The organism is Ruegeria sp. BHSB172, from assembly GCF_059613165.1.
This window is the reverse complement of the sequence record NZ_JBXWRZ010000017.1, coordinates 1-19,539: the sequence shown is the minus strand read 5'-3', so window position 1 is coordinate 19,539 and position 19,539 is coordinate 1. Positions and strand designations below refer to the sequence as shown.

At 63.7% G+C, this 19,539-nt stretch carries 16 protein-coding genes; 7 read left to right on the top strand and 9 right to left on the bottom strand.

What is annotated here, in order from left to right:
* The first annotated feature begins 161 nt into the window (after positions 1–161).
* Positions 162–1,388: an efflux RND transporter periplasmic adaptor subunit gene (locus tag AC2FM3_RS10020; protein ID WP_496681242.1), complete on the top strand. Its 1,227-nt coding sequence runs from the start codon at positions 162–164 to the stop codon at positions 1,386–1,388.
* The gene (locus tag AC2FM3_RS10015) at positions 1,385–5,167 is read left to right on the top strand and encodes an efflux RND transporter permease subunit (protein ID WP_496681240.1); all 3,783 of its coding nucleotides are present in this window, start codon (positions 1,385–1,387) and stop codon (positions 5,165–5,167) included. The genes AC2FM3_RS10020 and AC2FM3_RS10015 overlap by 4 nt, the downstream gene beginning before the upstream one ends.
* Before the next feature lie 59 nt (positions 5,168–5,226).
* Here the strand turns inward: AC2FM3_RS10015 and AC2FM3_RS10010 are convergent, their stop codons facing one another.
* Complete coding sequence (locus AC2FM3_RS10010; RefSeq protein ID WP_496681322.1) at positions 5,227–7,032, bottom strand: ABCB family ABC transporter ATP-binding protein/permease; 1,806 nt, start codon at positions 7,030–7,032, stop codon at positions 5,227–5,229.
* An 80-nt stretch (positions 7,033–7,112) separates the two neighbouring features.
* Complete coding sequence (locus AC2FM3_RS10005; protein WP_496681238.1) at positions 7,113–8,483, bottom strand: LysM peptidoglycan-binding domain-containing protein; 1,371 nt, start codon at positions 8,481–8,483, stop codon at positions 7,113–7,115.
* Positions 8,484–8,609: 126 nt separating this feature from the next.
* Between AC2FM3_RS10005 and AC2FM3_RS10000 the strand changes: the two genes are divergently transcribed.
* Positions 8,610–9,161 (top strand): LOG family protein, encoded by a 552-nt coding sequence (locus AC2FM3_RS10000; RefSeq protein WP_496681236.1) that lies wholly within the window; start codon positions 8,610–8,612, stop codon positions 9,159–9,161.
* 3 nt (positions 9,162–9,164) lie between these two features.
* Here AC2FM3_RS10000 and AC2FM3_RS09995 read toward each other — a convergent pair whose 3' ends face one another.
* Together AC2FM3_RS09995 and AC2FM3_RS09990 are read right to left on the bottom strand one after the other, a co-directional pair.
* Positions 9,165–9,614, bottom strand: coding sequence for a baeRF12 domain-containing protein (locus tag AC2FM3_RS09995; protein WP_496681233.1), 450 nt, complete (start codon positions 9,612–9,614; stop codon positions 9,165–9,167).
* 189 nt (positions 9,615–9,803) lie between these two features.
* Positions 9,804–10,403 carry a superoxide dismutase gene (locus AC2FM3_RS09990; protein ID WP_496681230.1) on the bottom strand — a complete coding sequence of 200 codons (600 nt, stop codon included), beginning with the start codon at positions 10,401–10,403 and terminating at the stop codon, positions 9,804–9,806.
* Positions 10,404–10,510: 107 nt separating this feature from the next.
* On the opposite strand from AC2FM3_RS09990, the gene AC2FM3_RS09985 reads away from it, so the two are divergent.
* Entirely contained in the window at positions 10,511–11,263 is a 753-nt protein-coding gene (locus tag AC2FM3_RS09985) for an FkbM family methyltransferase (protein ID WP_496681228.1), read from the top strand.
* 78 nt (positions 11,264–11,341) lie between these two features.
* On the opposite strand, the gene AC2FM3_RS09980 is transcribed toward AC2FM3_RS09985, so the two are convergent.
* The 5 genes from AC2FM3_RS09980 to AC2FM3_RS09960 all read right to left on the bottom strand — a co-directional run bounded on the left by AC2FM3_RS09980 (position 11,342) and on the right by AC2FM3_RS09960 (position 17,373).
* Positions 11,342–11,908, bottom strand: coding sequence for a sarcosine oxidase subunit gamma (locus AC2FM3_RS09980; RefSeq protein ID WP_496681226.1), 567 nt, complete (start codon positions 11,906–11,908; stop codon positions 11,342–11,344).
* A complete protein-coding gene (locus AC2FM3_RS09975) occupies positions 11,901–14,915 on the bottom strand; it encodes a sarcosine oxidase subunit alpha family protein (protein WP_496681223.1) in 3,015 nt (1,004 codons plus the stop codon). The genes AC2FM3_RS09980 and AC2FM3_RS09975 overlap by 8 nt, the downstream gene beginning before the upstream one ends.
* 67 nt (positions 14,916–14,982) lie before the next feature.
* A complete protein-coding gene (locus AC2FM3_RS09970) occupies positions 14,983–15,312 on the bottom strand; it encodes a sarcosine oxidase subunit delta (protein ID WP_496681220.1) in 330 nt (109 codons plus the stop codon).
* 19 nt (positions 15,313–15,331) lie between these two features.
* Complete coding sequence (locus AC2FM3_RS09965) at positions 15,332–16,129, bottom strand: FkbM family methyltransferase (protein WP_496681218.1); 798 nt, start codon at positions 16,127–16,129, stop codon at positions 15,332–15,334.
* The gene (locus AC2FM3_RS09960; RefSeq protein WP_490360667.1) at positions 16,129–17,373 is read right to left on the bottom strand and encodes a sarcosine oxidase subunit beta family protein; all 1,245 of its coding nucleotides are present in this window, start codon (positions 17,371–17,373) and stop codon (positions 16,129–16,131) included. Before AC2FM3_RS09960 ends, AC2FM3_RS09965 begins: the two co-directional genes overlap by 1 nt.
* Positions 17,374–17,549: 176 nt before the next feature.
* On the opposite strand from AC2FM3_RS09960, the gene ccmI reads away from it, so the two are divergent.
* The 3 genes from ccmI to AC2FM3_RS09945 are packed head-to-tail and all read left to right on the top strand — an operon-like array spanning position 17,550 to position 19,491.
* Positions 17,550–18,779 (top strand): c-type cytochrome biogenesis protein CcmI, encoded by a 1,230-nt coding sequence (gene ccmI, locus AC2FM3_RS09955; RefSeq protein ID WP_496681215.1) that lies wholly within the window; start codon positions 17,550–17,552, stop codon positions 18,777–18,779.
* Positions 18,776–19,240 (top strand): Holliday junction resolvase RuvX, encoded by a 465-nt coding sequence (gene ruvX, locus AC2FM3_RS09950; protein WP_149774785.1) that lies wholly within the window; start codon positions 18,776–18,778, stop codon positions 19,238–19,240. Before ccmI ends, ruvX begins: the two co-directional genes overlap by 4 nt.
* A gap of 17 nt (positions 19,241–19,257) precedes the next feature.
* Positions 19,258–19,491, top strand: coding sequence for a DUF1289 domain-containing protein (locus AC2FM3_RS09945; protein ID WP_496681213.1), 234 nt, complete (start codon positions 19,258–19,260; stop codon positions 19,489–19,491).
* Positions 19,492–19,539: the final 48 nt, after the last annotated feature.

Here is a 19,539-nt window from a genome sequence, read left to right as displayed (position 1 = left end):
AAGCCAAGTGGCACAAATGCACAAATGCATGGCGTGCGGCCCCTCTTGCGAAAGAAATTGAACCGAACTATTCAGTTCAGTATGGACAAGTGGCCCGGTCCACCCCATCTCTTGCCACACGTTTGTGGATTTAAGGCCCCAATTTCAAGGAGAGACACGGCATGCGGTTGATATCCCTGATCAACGCCGTTCTGGTCATAGTAGCGTTGTATTTTCTGGTATTTGAACGCGATGCCCTGTTTGCCTTTGCCGGCCGCGAAGGTCCGGCCACTCAGACCGAGGCCTCGGCCGAGGCCGTTGAAACCGCCCCGACCAAGGCCATTCGGGTCGTGGCCCTGCGCTCGACCGCCCGCGAGATCGACAGCGCCGTTCTGCTGCGTGGCCAGACCAAGGCCAACCGCCAGGTGCAGGTCCTGGCCGAAACCACGTCGACCGTGATCTCGGAACCGATGCGCAAGGGCGCCTTCGTCGAGCCCGGCGACGTTATGTGCCAGCTTGATCCCGGCCCGCGCCCGGCCCAACTGGAGCAGGCCAAGGCCGCCCTGGCCGAGGCGCAAAGCCGCATCCCCGAGGCCGAGGCCAAGTTGCAAGAGGCCACTGCGCGCGTCGCCGAGGCTGAAATCAATCTGCGCGCCGCCCGCAAACTGTCCGAGACCGGATTTGGATCGGAAACCCGCAAGATTTCCGCCGAAGCAGAAATGGCCGCCGCCCTGGCCGGAGTTAAATCGGCCGAGGCACAACTGAAATCGACCCAAGCCAGCATCGAGGGGGCCGAAGCCTCGGTGGACGCGGCCCAGCTTGAGGTGGACCGCCTGACGATCAAGGCCCCGTTCCGGGGCCTGCTGGAAAGCGACGCCGCCGAGCTGGGCAGTCTGATGCAGCCCGGATCGCTGTGCGCGACCGTGATCCAGCTGGACCCGATCAAGCTGGTCGGGTTCGTCCCCGAAACCTCGGTCAACCGCATCACGGTCGGCGCCCCGGCGCAGGCGCAGCTGGTGACCGGCCTGCAGGTCGAGGGCCGCGTGACCTTCCTCAGCAGGTCCGCCGACGAGACCACCCGCACCTTCGAGGTGGAAATCACCGTGCCCAACCCCGAACTGCTGATCCGCGACGGGCAGACCGCCAGCATCCAGATCGCCGCCGAAGGTGCAAAGGCGCATCTGCTGCCGCAATCGGCGCTGACCCTCAACAACGAGGGTCAATTGGGCGTGCGCACCGTCGGATCGGGCAACATCGTGAACTTCCTGCCCATCCGCCTGCTGCGCGACAGCGCCGACGGGGTTTGGGTGGGCGGACTGCCTGAAACCGCCGACGTCATCGTGGTCGGCCAGGAATTCGTGACCGCCGGCGTTGCCGTCGAGCCGACCTATCGGGATGCGTCGCAATGACCGGTATCGTCTCCTGGGCCGCCGATCGGGCCCGCATGGTTCTGGCGTTCATCGCAATCTCGCTGATCATCGGCGGCTATGCCTATGTCGGCCTGCCCAAAGAGGGCGAGCCGGACATCGAGATTCCCGCCTTGTTCGTGTCGGTGCAGTTTCCCGGCATATCGGCCGAGGACAGTGAAAACCTGCTGATCAAGCCGATGGAAACCGAGCTTGCGGATCTGGACGGCCTGAAGGAAATGACCGCCACCGCCGCCGAAGGTTACGCCGGGATCGCGCTCGAGTTCGACTTTGGTTGGGACAAGACCGCCATCACCGCAGACGTGCGCGACGCGATGAACAGCGCCCAGGCCAAGTTCCCCGAAGGCGCCGAGCAATACACGCTGACCGAGATCAACTTCTCGGAATTCCCGATCGTCATCGTCAACCTGTCGGGCCCGGTACCCGAACGCACCATGGCGCGCATCGCGAAAGATCTGCAGGATGACCTCGAAGCGTTGGATTCCGTGCTCGAGGCCGGGATCGCGGGCAACCGGGACGAGATGCTGGAAGTGATCATCGATCCGCTGCGGCTCGAGGCGTACAACGTCACCGCAGCAGAGCTGATCAACGTGGTACGGAACAACAACCAGCTCATCGCCGCCGGCGAGGTCGAAACCGAACAAGGTGCGTTTTCGGTCAAGATCCCGTCGTCGTTCAAGACGCCCGAAGACGTCTACGGCCTGCCGATAAAGGTCAATGGCGACCGGGTCGTGACCCTGGGCGAACTGGCCGAGATCAACTACACCTTCGAAGACCGCGAAGGGACCGCCCGGTTCAACGGCGAACCGACCGTGGCGCTGCAGGTGGTCAAGCGCAAAGGCTTCAACCTGATCGACACCGTGGCCCAAGTGAAGGAAACCGTCGCCAAGGCCGAAACGAAATGGCCCCCCGAGTTGCAGGCGGCGGTGGATGTCGGCACGTCGAACGACCAGAGCCGCATCGTGGGTTCGATGGTCAGCCAGCTGGAAGGCTCGGTCCTGACGGCCATCGCACTGGTGATGATCGTGGTTCTGGCTTCTTTGGGTACCCGGGCGGCGCTGCTGGTGGGCTTCGCGATTCCGACCTCGTTCCTCTTGTGCTTTGCCTTCCTGGCGATCATGGGGGTCAGCATCTCGAACATCGTGATGTTCGGCCTGATCCTGGCCGTGGGGATGTTGGTCGATGGCGCGATCGTGGTGGTGGAATATGCCGACAAGCGCATCGCCGAGGGTGTCGGCCCCATGCACGCCTATGTCGAGGCCGCGCAGCGGATGTTCTGGCCCATCGTTTCGTCCACCGCGACGACGCTGTGCGCCTTTCTGCCCATGCTGTTCTGGCCCGGCATTCCGGGCGAGTTCATGGGGATGCTGCCGGTCACGCTGATCTTCGTTCTGTCGGCCTCGCTGATCGTGGCGCTGATCTATCTGCCGGTGATGGGCGGTGTATCTGGCCGGTTGAGCCGCGTGTTCGACCGCAGCTCGAACTGGCTGCGCGCGCGGACGCCCTGGTGGGTGCGTGCCATCATGGTGCCGCCGGCGGTCTACATGATCTTCCTGGGCGCGATGCAGTTGCTGAATCCCACGTATCTGTTGCCGGAAGGCGCAGGCGGTGGGTTCTTGCTGGGCGTGGTGCTATTCCTGTTCGGCGCCTTTGCCGGATCGGTCACGCTCAGCGCGGCCCGGATCGAGCGCAAGCCGGATGAGCGCGTGCAAACGGCCAAGGAACATACGCCCTTTGGTTATGTCATCAAGTTTCTTGTCGGCAATCCGATCATGCCCATCGTCTCGATCGTGGCAGTAGGATTCGCGGTGATGACAGTGATGACCATGTACGGCCAGAACAACCGCGGTGTCGAATTCTTCGTCGAAAGCGAGCCGGAACAGGCCACCGCCTATGTCCGCGCACGGGGCAACCTGTCGCTGGCCGAAAAGGACGCGCTGGTCTTCGAAGCAGAACAGGTGATCAGCCAGCATCCGGCGGTGATCAACGTGTTCTCGTTCGCCGGTGAAGGCGGCCTGAACCAGAACACCGGCGGGGCGCAGGCTCCGGCGGACACGGTGGGCCGCGTGCAGTTCGAGATCATCCCGTGGGAGGATCGCCCGAACGTGTCAGAACCTGTCGCAGGCGGATTGTTCGAGAAGCACACCGTCGCGCCCGAGTATGACGGCGATTTCGTGATCGACCAGTTGAACGCCGAACTGGCCAAGCTGCCGGGTTTCGTGGTCGAGATCCTGCCTCTGGAACAGGGTCCGGCCTCGGCCAAGCCCGTGCACCTGCGGATCAAGGGCGACGACTGGGATGACCTGACCAGCGCGACGCTGACCGCGCGCAAAATGTTCGAAAACACCCCGGGCCTGATCAAGATCGAGGACACCCTGCCCCTGCCCGGCATCGACTGGCAGATCGACGTCGACGTGGCCAAGGCCGGCCGGTTCGGTGCCGACGTGGCCACCGTCGGAGCGATGGTGCAGTTGGTGACCCGTGGCATCCTGCTGGGCGAAATGCGCCCCGAAAGCGTGGATGAAGAGATCGAGATCCGCGTGCGTCTGCCCGATCAGGATCGGGTCCTGTCCACGTTGGATACGCTCAAGGTGCGTACTCCGGACGGGCTGGTGCCTTTGTCGAACTTCATCACCCGCAAACCGGTGGCAAAGCTGGCCCAGATCAATCGGGTGGATCAAGAGCGCTATTACGACGTCAAGGCCGACGTGGAGTCCGGTCTGAGCAAAGTGGTGATCGACACCCCGGACGGAGAACAGCGACTGGCCGTTGTACGCGAAGTGACCGAAGGCTCGGAACCTGAAAGTGCGACAATCAACGGTGCCAATGGTACAGCCTATTCTCTGGTTCAGTTGACCGGCGCGGACACCTTGCAGGAGGTGCAGACCGCCATTGATGACGGCGACGCCCGCCTGACGCTGATCAACCCGAACGAACGGATCGCGGTACTGACCGAGTGGCTGGACACTCAGCCCTTTGCCAACACGATCACCTGGGAATGGACCGGAGATCAGGAAGACCAGGCCGAAAGCCAGGCCTTCCTATCCAGCGCCTTCCTGGCCGCGCTGGGTCTGATGTTCGTGATCCTGCTGGCACAGTTCAACTCGTTCTACAACTCGGTGCTGGTGCTGCTGGCGGTGGTTCTGTCCACCACCGGCGTGCTGATCGGGATGATGGTGATGCAACAACCCTTCTCGATCATCATGACCGGGACGGGCATCGTGGCGCTGGCGGGGATCGTGGTGAACAACAACATCGTTCTGATCGACACCTACCAGGAATACAGCCGCTACATGCCCCGGATCGACGCCATCGTGCGCACGGCCGAGGCGCGGATTCGTCCGGTTCTGCTGACCACGTTGACCACGATGGCCGGCCTGACACCGATGATGTTCGGCCTGTCGCTGGACTTCATCAATGGCGGCTATTCGATCGACAGCCCCACCGCGTTGTGGTGGAAACAGCTGGCGACGGCGGTGGTGTTCGGCTTGGGTATCGCCACGGTTCTGACACTGATCGTGACGCCCTCGTTCCTGGCGTTGCGGGTGTGGGTGACCACCTATGCCATATGGCTGGGCAAGCTGTTGGCCCGCGTGACCGCCGGCCGATCCAGCCAGATCGCGCAGGACATGGCGATCGGAGACACGGCCCGCCGGATGCAGGCGACGGAAATCGTCTGGACCGAGGATGAGGGTGCCGATGCAGATGCCGAGCAAAACCCGGGCGACACACCGGGGCATCCGCTGAAAGCGGCAGAGTAACACAGGAAACGGGCCGGTTCTGCCGGCCCGTTTTCGTTTAATCCATAACCGCAGGGGTTTCAGGCCGCTTGAGTATCCGATTGCTGGCGGTTCCACAGCTGGGCATAACGCCCTTCACGGCGCAACAGTTCGTCGTGGGTGCCCTGCTCGATGATCTCGCCCTTTTCCAGAACAACGATCTGGTCGGCCTCGGCAATCGTGCTCAGGCGGTGGGCGATGGTGATCACCGTGCGCCCCTCGCCTGCGCGGGCCAGGGCATCCTTGATGTCCTGCTCGGTGTCGGTATCCAGCGCGCTCGTGGCCTCGTCCAACAGCAAGATCGGAGGGTTCTTCAACAGCGTCCGCGCAATGCCCACGCGCTGTTTCTCGCCGCCTGACAGCTTCAGGCCACGCTCACCCACCTTGGTATCGTACCCCTCGGGCAGCGAGGTGATGAATTCGTGGATCTGGGCGGCCTGTGCGGCGGCTTCGATCTCGGCCTGCGAGGCCCCCTCGCGGCCATAGGCGATGTTGTACCGGATCGTGTCGTTGAACAGCACCGTGTCCTGCGGCACCACGCCGATGGCGGCGTGCAGGCTTTCCTGCGTCACGTCGCGCACATCCTGCCCGTCGATCCGCAACGCGCCTTGGGTCACGTCATAAAACCGGAACAGCAGGCGCCCGATGGTGGATTTGCCCGAGCCGGTCGCGCCCACGATAGCCACGGTCTGCCCCCCCGGCACCACCAGAGAGACGCCGCGCAGGATCTCGCGGTCCGGGTCATAGCCAAAATGCACATGGTCCAGTTCGACCCGGCCTTCGGTGATTTGCAGGGGCTTGGCGTCTGGCCTGTCCACCACTTCGGCCGGCTGCTCCAGCAGCTGAAACATCTGGCCCATGTCGACGAGGGCCTGACGGATCTCGCGGTAGACGGTGCCCAGAAAATTCAGCGGCACGGTGATCTGGATCATGTAGGCGTTGACCATCACGAAATCGCCCACAGTTAGCGACCCGTTCTGAACGCCGATCGCGGCCAGAACCATCACCCCGATCAACCCACAGGTGATCAGGAAGGACTGTCCGAAATTCAGGAAGGCCAGCGAATATGCCGTTTTCAACGCGGCCTGCGCATAGGCCTTCATCGACACGTCATATCGTTCAGCTTCGCGCCGCTCGGCGTTGAAATACTTGACGGTTTCGAAATTCAGCAGGCTGTCGATGGCGCGCTGGTTGGCCTCGGTGTCCTGGTCATTCATCTCGCGCCGCAGCTTCACGCGCCATTCGGTGACCGTGAAGGTGAACCAGATGTACAGCGCGATGGTGACAGCCACCACGACCAGATACCAGACGTCGAACAGCCACATCAAAACCACCGCCACCAGCAGCAGTTCAAGGATCAGCGGGCCGATCGAAAACAGCAGGAAGCGCAGCAGGAACTCCACCCCCTTGACCCCGCGCTCGATGATCCGGCTGAGGCCGCCCGTCCGGCGGGTCACATGGTAGCGCATCGACAGCTGGTGGATGTGCTGGAAGGTTTCCAGCGCCAGAGCCCGCAGAGCGCGTTGCCCCACCGGCGCGAACAGCGCATCGCGCAACTGCTGAAACCCCACGGTCATCATCCGCGCCATACCATAGGCCACGGTCAGCCCAACGGCGCCCAGCGCCAGCGGCGGCACACCCTCGCCCGCCAAGGCATCGACCGCGCCCTTGTACAGGATCGGCGTATAGACCGCGATCAGCTTGGCCAGCACCAGCATGGCCATGGCCAACACCACGCGCCGCTTGACCCAGGGCTCGTCCGCCGGCCACAGATAGGGAGCGACCTTGCGGATGGTTATCCATCCGGACTTGCGTTCGTCCATCTGTGGCAGGTCATCGGAATGCATCGGCGCAAGTCTTCTCATGTGGCTACTTAAACACGGTTGCGGCCGGGAAAGCCCCGGCCGGCACCAGACCTACGCCTTTATTAGGGAATGGTGAAGACCTGCCCCGGGTAAATCAGATCCGGGTCGCGGATCAGGTCGCGGTTGGCCTCGACCAGGCGCACGTACAGTATCCCATCGCCAAACCGCTCGCGCGAGATCGCCCACAGGGTATCGCCCTTTTGCACCGTGACGGACCGGATCGGAGCCGACGGTTCGACACCGGCTTCCGGCCCTTGCGCACCTGCCGCGCGCAGAGCTTCGACCGGCTCGCGCTTGAATGGAGTTTCCACGCGGCTAAGCACCGTGCCGTCCGTGTCCACCTCGTCGACGCGCAGGGTATATAGGCCGGGATCGATCCCCTCGATCTGGCCGCGCCAATCGCCGTCCTGCTCTGGCGTGATATCGGCGACCAGGCGGTTGTTCAGGTACAGTCGCACCGCGGCACCCTCGGCGACGCGGCCCGTCAATTGAACGTCGCCCAGTTCGGAATAACCGATCGTATCCAAGGCAACCTGATCGGGCGCCTGACTTCGGACCGAAGGCGATTGCACCACCGATACCCCCTCTTCCCCCGAGCGCAGAACCGCAACCTGCCGCTCTTCGTCGGCATCTTCGGGCGTCACCGCAGGCGGTGCCTCGGGGGCCTGATCCGCAGGCTGGGCTGCCTCGGCGGTCGTGTCCTCGGTCTGGGTCGCACCCGTCGCAGCGGGGACCGGGTGCTCTTCGGTTTCGCTGGTGGTCGAGCCATCGGCGCTGGCGATATCGTCGCCGACCGGGGCCGCCTCTGCCGGTTTTGGCAGGGCCGCGATCAGATAGTCGTCCGACCGCGCCGTTCGGTCACCATCGGTGGTTTCCAGTACCAGGCCGCGCGCGGTCTCGCTGAAGGGAATGGCTACGAATTCGGCAAACTGTCCGCTGCCATCGACGGTGAAACTGTGCACCGGCGCCCCGTCCAGCAGGATCCGAACCCGGCTGCCGGGCTGGGCCGAGCCGGACAGCAGGGCGGTGCCATCGGGTTCAACGAAGATCTGGTCCAGCACGGGGTGGGGCAACTCAACCTGCGTGTTCTCGTTTTCGGATGCGGTTTCGGTCGCGTCCGCCTGTTCCGCGCTTTTGACAGGTGCTTCGACCCGCGTATCGTCGGGCGTCGTTTCGTCGGCCTCTGACGGTACGACGGCGACTGCGTCCTCGTCCTGTTTCTGCGGCGTTTCGGTCAGCGGCTTCGGCTGCACGGCTCCGGCCTGCTGGGACTGTTCCTCCGTCGAAACCGAGGCGTCTTCGGGCGCCGACGGCGAAGACCCAGAGAACACACCCAAAAGATAAAGCCCGGCAGCAACCAGGATCGCCAGAACACCGGCCAGAACCCCCAGGATGAAGGATCCTGACCGTCCGCTTCCCGATTTGGCGTCCATGTTTCCCCTTTCACTCTGCCGCGCAACCGCTTTGTCTGAAAAGCATTCCTGCGGGCGGTTGAGCCAATCTATCAATCCCGCTATCACGGGTCAAAACCTCTGACACAACCCCGGAGTCGCCTTTCCATGCCCCAGAAATCCGTCTGTGTGTACTGCGGGTCACGCAATGGCGCCCGCCCCGCCTATTCCCAACAGGCCCGGAGCTTTGGCACACTTCTGGCCCGCGAAGGCTGGCGGCTGGTCTATGGTGCGGGCGACGTGGGCCTGATGGGCGAGGTTGCCCGCGCCGCGCAGGCCGCCGGAGGCGACACATTCGGCGTGATTCCGGTGCACCTGCTGCGCCGCGAGGTCGGCAAGACCGACCTGACACGTTTCGTGGTCACCGAAACCATGCACGAACGCAAGAAGGTGATGATCATGAACGCGGACGCGGTGGTGGTGCTGCCCGGCGGACCGGGGTCTTTGGACGAGCTGTTCGAGGCCCTGACCTGGCGCCAACTGGGCCTGCATGACAAGCCCATTCTCGTGATGAATGTCGAAGGGTACTGGGACAATCTGCACAGCCTACTGGATCAAGTGATCGACCAGGGCTTTGCAGACGGTTCCTTAGCGCGGTTCATCACTTGGGTCGACGATGCGCCCTCGGCCATGGCGGCGCTGCGCCAGATGCTGGCCTGAAGCTCAGGGCGTGTGATCGGCCAGCACTTTCTCGATCTTCCCCAGCGGATGATTGGTCAGGGTCTTGTCGATCTCGGCCACGATCTTTGTCTGAACACCGTCATGCAGACTGCGGCGCAGCAGCCCCAGAACCTGAGGGCTTGCGATCAGCACCAGATGCGAAAAGGCGCCCTTGTGCCCTTCGCGGTTCAGCAGATCGGCCAAGTCCTGCGCGAACAACGCGCGAGCGTGGGTGCGCCAAGTGTCTTCTTCAACGGCCGACTTCTGGTTCGGCCCACCGTCGGCCCGGCGCCCAGGCCGGTCGTTCGGACGGGGCTGCACCGCGTCGGGATCCTGCTGCTCGACCGACAAGACCTTCAGCTTCGGCTCCCAGCCTGCGGCGGTGTTCTCGGTGAACAAGGCTTTTTCGCCATCCGCGATCACAACCCAGGTTCCAGGTACCAGCTTCACCATTTCGTCCTCCTGTCGATCCGAATGCCTGGGTCCGCGACCGTCGCGGACCGTGCAATATTCCACTTATGTATCAAAAAGTGACTTGCAACGCCAAAGGGCCAAACTTGTCCGGCCACTACCGGAACACAACGAAAAGCCCGCCAGCGTTCAGGCTGGCGGGCCGTGATCCGGACGTTCCGGGCCGTGCCGTCACATGCGCGAGGCGACGTTTTCCCAGTTCACCAGGTTGTTGAGGAAGTTGTCCAGGTAAGCGGGGCGCTTGTTGCGGAAGTCGATGTAATACGAGTGCTCCCACACGTCGCAGCCCAGCAGCGCGGTCTGCCCGAAACACAGCGGGTTCACGCCGTTCTCGGTCTTGGTGACGGCCAGCGAACCGTCGGCATTCTTGACCAGCCATGCCCAGCCCGAGCCGAACTGACCGGCACCGGCGGCAGCAAACTGCGACTTGAACTCGTCAACCGAGCCGAAGTTCTCGATCAGAGCCTTTTCCAGCTCGCCCGGCATCTTGGACTCGCCCGGCCCCATCATTTCCCAGAACTGGTTGTGGTTCCACAGCTGGCTGATGTTGTTGAAGATGCCATTCTGGGCCACCGCGCCGGTCTGGTAGGTGCCGACGATGATCTCCTCCAGCGACTTGCCTTCCCACTCGGTGCCGGCGATCAGCTTGTTGCCGTTGTCGACATAGGCTTTGTGGTGCAGGTCGTGGTGATATTCCAGCGTTTCGGCCGACATGCCCTTGGATGCCAGCGCGTCATGTGCATAAGGAAGGTCTGGAAGTTCAAAAGCCATCTTGGCCCCCTGTCAAAATATGTGTTGCGTTCCCACGTTTACATGCTTTGGCAGCCAGTTGAGGTCAAGGGCCGACAGGACAAAACAATGAACCCGGAGGCAGGGCGATGCTGACCAAAGCGCGCAAGATGTTCTACCGCGCCCGAGGATATTACGCGGGTCAGCTGAATGGCGAAGCCTTCCGGCTGGATCCCTATCATTCGAAATTCTGGCGCAAGGCCTCGGCCGGGAACTGGGAGCCCGAGACATTCGCGGTGCTCGACCGCCACCTTTCGCCAGACCGCGACTATCTGGACATCGGCGCATGGATCGGCCCGACCGTTCTCTATGGTGCCCGTAAGGCGCGCCATGTCTGGTGCTTCGAACCCGACCCGACCGCCTATCGCCACCTGGCTTGGAACCTCAACCTGAACGACATCACCAACGTCTCCGCCTTTGGCGTGGCGCTGTCCGACAGGTTCGGCGTGGCCCGCATGGCCTCGATGCGCGGAGAGCCGGGCGACTCCACCAGCTCGCTGCTGCATGACGGCGCGCATGGAACCGATGCCCTGACCATCGCATGGGATCAGTTTGCCTCCGCCACTGACCTTTCCGGTGTGTCGCTGGTCAAGATGGATATAGAAGGCGCGGAGTTCGCCGTGCTGCCCACGTTGATCGACTGGTTGCGCGAACACCGCCCTGCGCTCTACCTGTCCACCCACGCGCCGTCCCTGCCCGCCGCAGATCGCGCCGCGGCCATGGCCCGCCTCGGCGAAGCCTTGTCCTTCTACGACATCTGCCTTGACGAAGCCGGCCACCCCGCCGACCTCGCAGCCACGGACGCGCAGGACCGCTTCCGCAGCTTCCTGTTCACCGGCTGACCGGCATCTTCATCTTTTCGAAAATACTCCGGGGGAGTCGCGCAGAACGCGACGGGGGCAGAGCCCCCGCCGCCTTGGTCAGTAGATCCCGACTTCGCTGCCGGGCTGCGCCGCAACCTTGAGCAGATTGAAGACGTAATCTGCTACCGAGCGGAAGCAGACCACGCGGAAGTCATCCTCGCCATCCATCCAGAAGGCGCCGGCCACCTGCGCCAGTCGCGTGCGTCGGATCTGGCCGGGCTGGAACGCATCCCGCGACAGATCGACGGGCGCCACCTTGGCCAGCACCTCGCGCGCCGAGGCGCCCGAGACCCGGAACACCGCCCGCGCGTCCGAGACGTTGACCGCCATCGCGTGAACGCCGCTCAGCGCGCCCTTCATGGCCGCCAGTTTGGCCTCGACCTCGGCGTAGGGAACAAGCACCAGCAGTTCGTCCGGCGACATCCAGCAGACACCTGTTTCACCATCGACGAAAGCCTCACGCTGGCCGGGCATCTTCTGGCCGGTGGCGTCCTTGACCGCCTTGATCACGACCTTGTCGGACAGGTCGCCGCGTAGGGTGACCATCCCCTGCAGGCCGCATTCCTCGATCCGGGCGATGCCGTCATAGCTTGCGTGGTTCAGTGCGCTGATGGGTTCAGACATTCTGCTTCTCCCCGTCCTTGTCGTAGAACACAGGGTCCACGATCTTTGCCTTGTAGATTTTGTCGTCGGTGCCCGGGAACTCGATCACCTCTCCCATGCGGTTCGGCCCGTTCTTGACCAGCCCCATGGCGATGCCGCGGCCCAGGTTGGCCGAGTAATAGGTCGAGGTGACGCGCCCGATCACGTTGCGCTGACCGTTGGCATTCACGCCCTCGCCCACCGCATAGGCACCGTCGGGCAGAACCGATCCATCCACAGTCTCGAGACCCACCAGTTTCCAGCGGTCCGGGTCGGTCATGTGAGAGCGTTCCTGCGCGCGCTTGCCCAGGAAATCCTCTTTCTTTTTCGAGATCGCCCAGTGCAGCCCCAGGTCCTGCGGGATCACGGTGCCGTCGGTCTCGTCCCCGATCATGATGAAGCCCTTCTCGGCGCGCAGAATGTGCAGACATTCAGTGCCATAGGGCATCACGCCGAACTCTTTCCCGGCCTCCATCAGGGCATCCCAGAAGGCCTGACCCTGGCTGGCGGGCACCGCGATTTCATAGGACAGCTCGCCCGAGAACGAGATGCGGTAGGCGCGGCAGTCGAAGCCGCCGATCTGGCCGTCGCGCCACTCCATGAAGGGCAGCGCCTCTTTGCTGACATCCATGCCGCCGAGCTTCTCCAGCACCTTGCGGGCGTTGGGGCCCACCACGGCGATCTGAGCGTATTGCTCGGTCACGTTGGCGACATAGACCTGCCAGTCCCACCACTCGGTCTGCAGCCACTCCTCCATGTGGGCATGGATGCGCTCAGCCCCGCCGGTAGTTGTGTGGCACAGCCACGTGTCCTCGTCGATCCGGGCCACGACGCCGTCGTCGATCAGGAAACCGTTTTCCGAGCACATCAGGCCATAGCGGCATTTGCCGACCTTCAGCGTGGACATCATGTTGGTGTACATCATGTCCAGAAACTTACCCGCGTCCGGCCCCTTGACGATCAGCTTGCCCAGGGTCGAGGCATCCAGCAGGCCGAGGTTCTCGCGCGTATTCTTGACCTCGCGGTTCACGGCGTCATGCACGGTTTCTCCGGGGCGCACATAGGCGTAGGGGCGCCGCCACTGGCCCACCGGCTCCCAATCCGCGCCATTCCGGTCATGCCAGTCATGCATCGGCGTGCGGCGGATCGGCTGGAAAACCTCGCCGCGCGCCTCACCCGCGATGGCTCCCATCGAGATGGGCGTATAGGGCGGGCGAAAAGTGGTGGTACCGACCTTGGGAATCTCGGATTCCAACGCATCAGCAAGGATCGCCAGGCCATTGATATTGCTCAACTTACCCTGATCCGTCGCCATGCCCAGCGTGGTATAACGCTTGGTGTGTTCGACGCTCTCATAGCCTTCGCGCGCAGCCAGTTGTACGTCCGAGACTTTCACGTCGTTCTGGAAGTCCAGCCACGACTTCATGCGCAGCTGCACCTCGGCCTTGGCAGGCATCAGCCAGACGGCTTGCATGGGCGCTTCGGTCTCGGCCTCGCCCTGCGGTGCCTTGGTGTTCTTCGGCTTGAACCCGGCTGCCTTGGCCGCAGCCTTGCCCGCGGCGTGGGCATCGGCCAGGACCTCGCCCAACGCCAGCGGCCCGTTGGCCGACCCCGCCGGCACGACAAAGCCTTCGCCGTTGGCGCCCAGTGGCGGACGGTCGGGGTCGGGGCGGAAATGGGCGTTGGCTTCGTCCCAGATCAGCTTGCCGCCGCAATGGGACCACAGGTGCACCACCGGAGACCAGCCGCCCGACATGGCGACCGCATCGCATTCGACCTCTTCCCGAGCACCGCCGATGCCTTCCTGGTTGCAGATCGCGACCTTCTTGACCCGCTTGCCACCCTTGACTTTGGCGATGGCCTTGCCGGGGTCGACCCGGATGCCGAGGCTGCGCGCCTCGTCCGCCAGCGGCCCGGCCGAGGGACGGGCATCGACGACGCGTAACACATCCACACCCGCCTGTTTCAGGATGATCGCGGTGCGGTAGGCGTCGTCATTGTTGGTGGCGACGATCACGCGCTCGCCCGGGGTCACGCCCCAGTTGACCACATAGTCGCGCATGGCCGAGGCCAGCATCACCCCCGGCACGTCATTGCCGGCAAAGGACAGCGGGCGCTCGATCGCGCCGGTCGCCGTAACGACCTGCTTGGCGCGGATGCGCCACAGACGATGGCGCGGGCCTTGGGTGCCCGGTTTGTGATCGGTCAGACGCTCGTATCCCAGCACGTAACCGTGATCATAGACCCCGGCCCCCATGCAGCGCGACCGCAGGGTGACATTGCTCATTGTTTCGAGTTCGGAAACCAATTGTTCCACGAACTTATCCACAGGCTCGTCGTTGACTGTGCCCCCATCGACAGGCGCGCGGCCACCCCAATGGGCGGTCTGTTCGATCAGCATGACCTTGGCGCCCGATTGCGCCGCGGCTTTGGCCGCCTGCAGGCCTGCAACACCGCCGCCGATCACCAAAATGTCAGTGAAGGCATAAAAGTGTTCATACGTATCCGAGTCGCGGCTGTCCTTGTCGGGCGCCTTGCCCAGACCGGCCGACTGGCGGATGAACGGCTCGTACACATGTTTCCAGAACGGTTTGGGGTGGATGAACGTCTTGTAGTAGAACCCTGCCGGCAGGAACCGCGCCAGCGCCGTGTTCACCGCGCCGATGTCGTATTCCAGGCTGGGCCAGTGGTTCTGCGAGATCGCGGTCAGGCCATTGAACAGCTCGGTCGTGGTGGCGCGCTGGTTCGGTTCGAAACGGTTGCCCTGCCCCAGACCGACCAGCGCGTTGGGCTCCTCGGCACCGCTGGCCACGACACCGCGCGGACGGTGGTATTTGAACGACCGGCCGACCATCATCTGATCGTTGGCCAGCAGGGCCGACGCCAGCGTATCGCCCTGATAGCCCTGCATCGCAGTACCGTTGAAAGTGAAGGTGACCGGTTTCGACCGGTCGATCAGCCGGCCTTGCTTGGCGAGACGGGTGCTCATGTTTCGGACCTTTCGCGGATAGAGGGCATGGTGCCTCCGGCGGGAATATTCTTGAATGGGCGGGGCATCAGGAGAACTCTCTCCAACTCCAGCCCGGGCGTTTGACCGAGATCGCATCGCGGATCTCCTGGGGCGGCTCGGTGACCTGGGCCGAATAGGTGCCGAACACCTCGAGCGTGGCAGTGCACCGAGCGGCGTGGAACCACTTGCCGCAGCCGTTGCTGTGGCGCCAGCGTTCGAAATGTACGCCCTTGGGGTTTTCGCGCATGAACAGATAGTCGTGGAACTCGTCATCCGACGAGCCGGGACCGAAGCGTTTCAGATGCGCTTCGCCGCCGGCGGTCAGTTCGGTCTCTTCGGCGTCGACGCCGCAATAGGGGCAGGTCAGGATCAGCATCGGGTCAAAACACCTTTGGTCATGGATTCAGTTCGACCGTTTCTTGGACGGTCAGCGGAACAAGGTTGTTGAAGTGGAACATCGCCTCGATCGGGATGGTCACGCGGCCCGGACGCAGGGCGACGATGTCGTTGGCCAGCCGATATGCGACCAGCCCGGCCGCGTTCAGGGCCGAGACGATCGCATCCTGTTCGGCCGGGTCGCCGGCGTTGCATTCAACGATGGCCAGCGACAGCCCCAGGCGTGCGGGATCAAAGCTGTCGAGGACAGAGCGTTCGTGCCCTTCGACGTCGATCACGAGGATATCGGCGGCGGAAACACCCGTTTCGGCCAGAATGTCGTCCAGCCGCCGCGCGGCGACGGTTGTCTCGGCCACGGCCGAATGGGGTACGTCCGCCCCCGTCTTGCGGTTGGCGCGGTCGATTGCGGCCACCATCCGGCCACGGTCCAGCGAAGCGCAGCCGCGCAACCAGCCCGGATAGGCACCGGAATAGGCCTCGTCGAGGTGATACAGCGTGATGCTGCCCGCAACCTGCGATACAGCGGCATTGACCAGCTTAACGTTCGGATTGGCCGCATGCAGCGACGCAAGGGCCGAAAAATACAGCGGGTGCGGCTCGATCAGGACACCTTTCCAATGCGGTTTCGACCAGTACGGCAATATGGGATCATCCAGCTTGCCGTCATTGGCCCCGACCTGCACCACCTGAACGCTGTCGGACTGCGCGTCGAAACACGCCAGCAGAAAGTCAAGCAGCGCAAGCCGGCTGCGGCGCGGCCGGTCTGGTATGGCGGTGGGAAGGGATTGGATGTCCATCAATGCGCGACCCCGGCGGCAACGCTTTCGTCGATGAAACGGCCCTCTTTGAACCGGTCCAGCGAGAAGGCCTCGGTCAGCGGGGAATGCCCGGTGGCCATCAGCTGCGCCATACCCCAGCCTGAGCCCGGGATGGCCTTGAACCCGCCGGTGCCCCAACCGCAATTGATGAAACAGCCGCCCAGCGGAGTCTTGGACAGGATGGGCGAACGGTCGCCGGTCATGTCCACGATGCCACCCCACTGGCGCAGCATCTTGAGGCGCGAGATCATCGGGAAGGTCTCGACCAGGGCGCGGACGGTTTCCTCGATATGGTGGAAGCTGCCGCGCTGGGTGTAGTTGTTGAACCCGTCGGTGCCGCCGCCGATCACCATCTCGCCCTTGTCGGATTGCGACATGTAGCCGTGCACGGTGTTGGCCATCACCACCACGTCCATGCAGGGCTTGATCGGCTCGGACACCAGCGCCTGCAGGGCCAGTGCCTCGACCGGAAGGCGGAAGCCCGCCATCTCGGCCAGCTGGCCCGAGTGACCCGCCACTACGATGCCCAGCTTGTCGCACTCGATGGCGCCCTTGGTCGTCTCAACCCCGGTGACGCGGCCGTTGGCCGAGCGGATGGCCGTGACCTCGCATTGCTGGATGATGTCCATGCCCATGTTCGAGCAGGCCCGGGCATAGCCCCAGGCCACCGCGTCGTGGCGCGCGGTGCCACCACGTTCCTGCCACAGCGCGCCCAGAACCGGATAGCGCGGGCCGTCAATGTTGATGATCGGCACCAGTTCCTTGACGCGTTCGGGACCGATCCACTCGGTTTTGACGCCCTGCAGCGCGTTGGCGTGCGCCGTGCGCTTGTAGCCGCGCACCTCGTGCTGGGTCTGGGCCAGCATCATCACGCCGCGCGGGCTGAACATGATGTTGTAGTTCAGCTCCTGGCTCAGGTCCTCGTACAGGCCGCGCGACTTTTCATAGATCGCCGCCGACGGGTCCTGCAGATAGTTCGAGCGGATGATGGTCGTGTTCCGGCCAGTATTGCCGCCGCCCAGCCAGCCCTTTTCGATCACCGCAACGTTCTGGATGCCGTAGTTCCGGCCCAGGTAATACGCCGTCGCCAGGCCGTGCCCGCCCGCGCCGATGATGATGACGTCATAGCGCTTCTTGGGTTCGGGCGAACGCCAGGCGCGCTCCCATCCGGTGTGATAGCGCAGCGCCTCGCGCGCCACAGCAAAGGCTGAATAGTGTTTCATGAGCGAATCCGTCCGGTTCGTGTTTGGCCGAAGATATGCCGTGCAGCGGCAGAATACCCCTGCCATGCAGCGCCGCAATATCGCACTATTGCGACATGTAGGCCATTCGCGGCCTTTTGTCCCTTTTGTCGGACCGCAAGCAGGTCTAAGTCAGGGCAACCATTGTCGGAGGGACCATGACGTTCTGGGTTCTGCTCATCTTGTTCGCGCTGCTGATCGCGGTCTTTTTGGCCTATGGCATGCTGCGGGAACGCCGCCGGGAAGAACCGGCGGCGGCCTATGACCTGCGCGTCTACCGCGAACAGCTGGCCAGCGTGGACCGTGACTTGGCCCGCGGCGTGATCGACCAGGCCGATGCCGAGCGGGTACGGACCGAGATCTCGCGCCGCATTCTGGCCGCGGACGCGCAGATGCAGGCGGCCGCGACAGTATCCGGCCCGTCACGGGTGATGCGCGTGGCGGCACCGGTGGTTTTGGCCCTACTGCTGGTGGGCGGCGCCCTGGCGTTGTATCGACAACTTGGCGCTGCTGGTTACCCCGATCAACCGCTGTCGGCCCGCCTGGAAATGGCCGACGACTTGCGCGAAAACCGCCCCAGCCAAGCCGAAGCCGAGAGGGCCGCCCCCCCGGTCGAGCCGCCCCAGCTGGAAGAAAGCTATGCCAAGCTGCTGGACCAATTGCGCGAAACAGTGGCAAGCCGCCCCGACGACCTGCAGGGGCACATGCTGCTGGCCCAGCATGAAACCAATGCCGGCAACTTCAAGGCCGGGTACGAGGCGCAGAAAAAGGTCATCGAGCTGTCGGGCGCGGATGCCCCTGCGGATGCCTATTCGAACCTGGCCGAGATGCTGATCCTTGCGGCCGGCGGCTATGTCTCGCCCGAGGCCGAGGACGCCCTGCGCGAAGCCTTGAAACGCGCCCCCAACCATGGCCCGGCGCGGTATTACTGGGGGCAGATGCTGGCCCAGATCGGCCGACCCGATCTGGCCTATCGGGTGTGGGCGGATACGCTGCGCAGTTCGCCGCCTCAGTCACCTTGGGCGCAGGCGATCCGCGCACAGATCGACGATCTGGCCTGGCGCGCCGGCGTGTTCAACGCCCCCGATCTTTCGACCGCTCCGGCGGCCCCCGGCCCCAGCCAGGCCGACATGGAGGCCGCCGCCGAGATGACGGCCGAAGAACGGCAGGAGATGATCCGCGGCATGGTTGACGGGCTATCCGACAGACTGGCGACCGAGGGCGGCTCACCTCAGGAATGGGCGCGGCTGATCTCGGCGCTGGGTGTTCTGGGCGAAACCGAACGCGCCAGCGCGATCCGCGACGAGGCGCTGACCAAGTTCGCCGACAACCCCGAGGCGCTGGAGATGATCGCCTCGGCCGCCCGCCGGGCTGGGATCGCGCAATGATCCACGACGGGTTCGAGGAGTTTGCCGCCGCCCTGCCCCCGATGCAGGCCCTGATGGGGCTGGACCTGGGCGAAAAGACCATCGGCGTTGCCGTGTCGGACCGGATGCGCGGCGTGGCCAGCCCGCTGGAAACCGTGCGGCGCAAGAAATTCAAGCTCGACTCTGCGCGCCTTTTGGAAATCGCGACCGACCGGGAAATCGGCGGGATCGTCCTGGGCCTGCCGCGCAACATGGACGGGTCCGAGGGACCGCGGTGCCAATCCACCCGCGCCTTTGCGCGCAACCTGTCGCAGCTAACCGATATTCCAATCGGATTCTGGGATGAACGCCTTAGCACGGTTGCGGCGGAAAAGGCACTGTTGGAGGCGGATACGACACGAAAACGTCGCGGACAGGTGATCGATCACGTCGCGGCGGGGTATATTCTGCAAGGGGCGCTGGACAGGCTGCGCTTTCTGTAACGGGTCGGAGACCGCGCATGACGAACATGATCTGGAAACGGAACGAGGTCGAAAGCCCCTGCGTGCAGATCTGCGTGGTGCATCCGACCGAGAGGATCTGCACCGGCTGCTACCGCACCATGGACGAGATCTCTCGCTGGTCGAAGATGGACAACACCGAACGCGCCGCCATCATGGAAGAGCTGCCCAGCCGTAAGCCCCGCCTGGCCAAACGGCGCGGTGGGCGCGCAGCCCGGCTGGTCCGGTCATAAGGCCATCGTCCCGTCAGAGCCTTTTTTTAAGGGTTTTGCCTCGCGCAC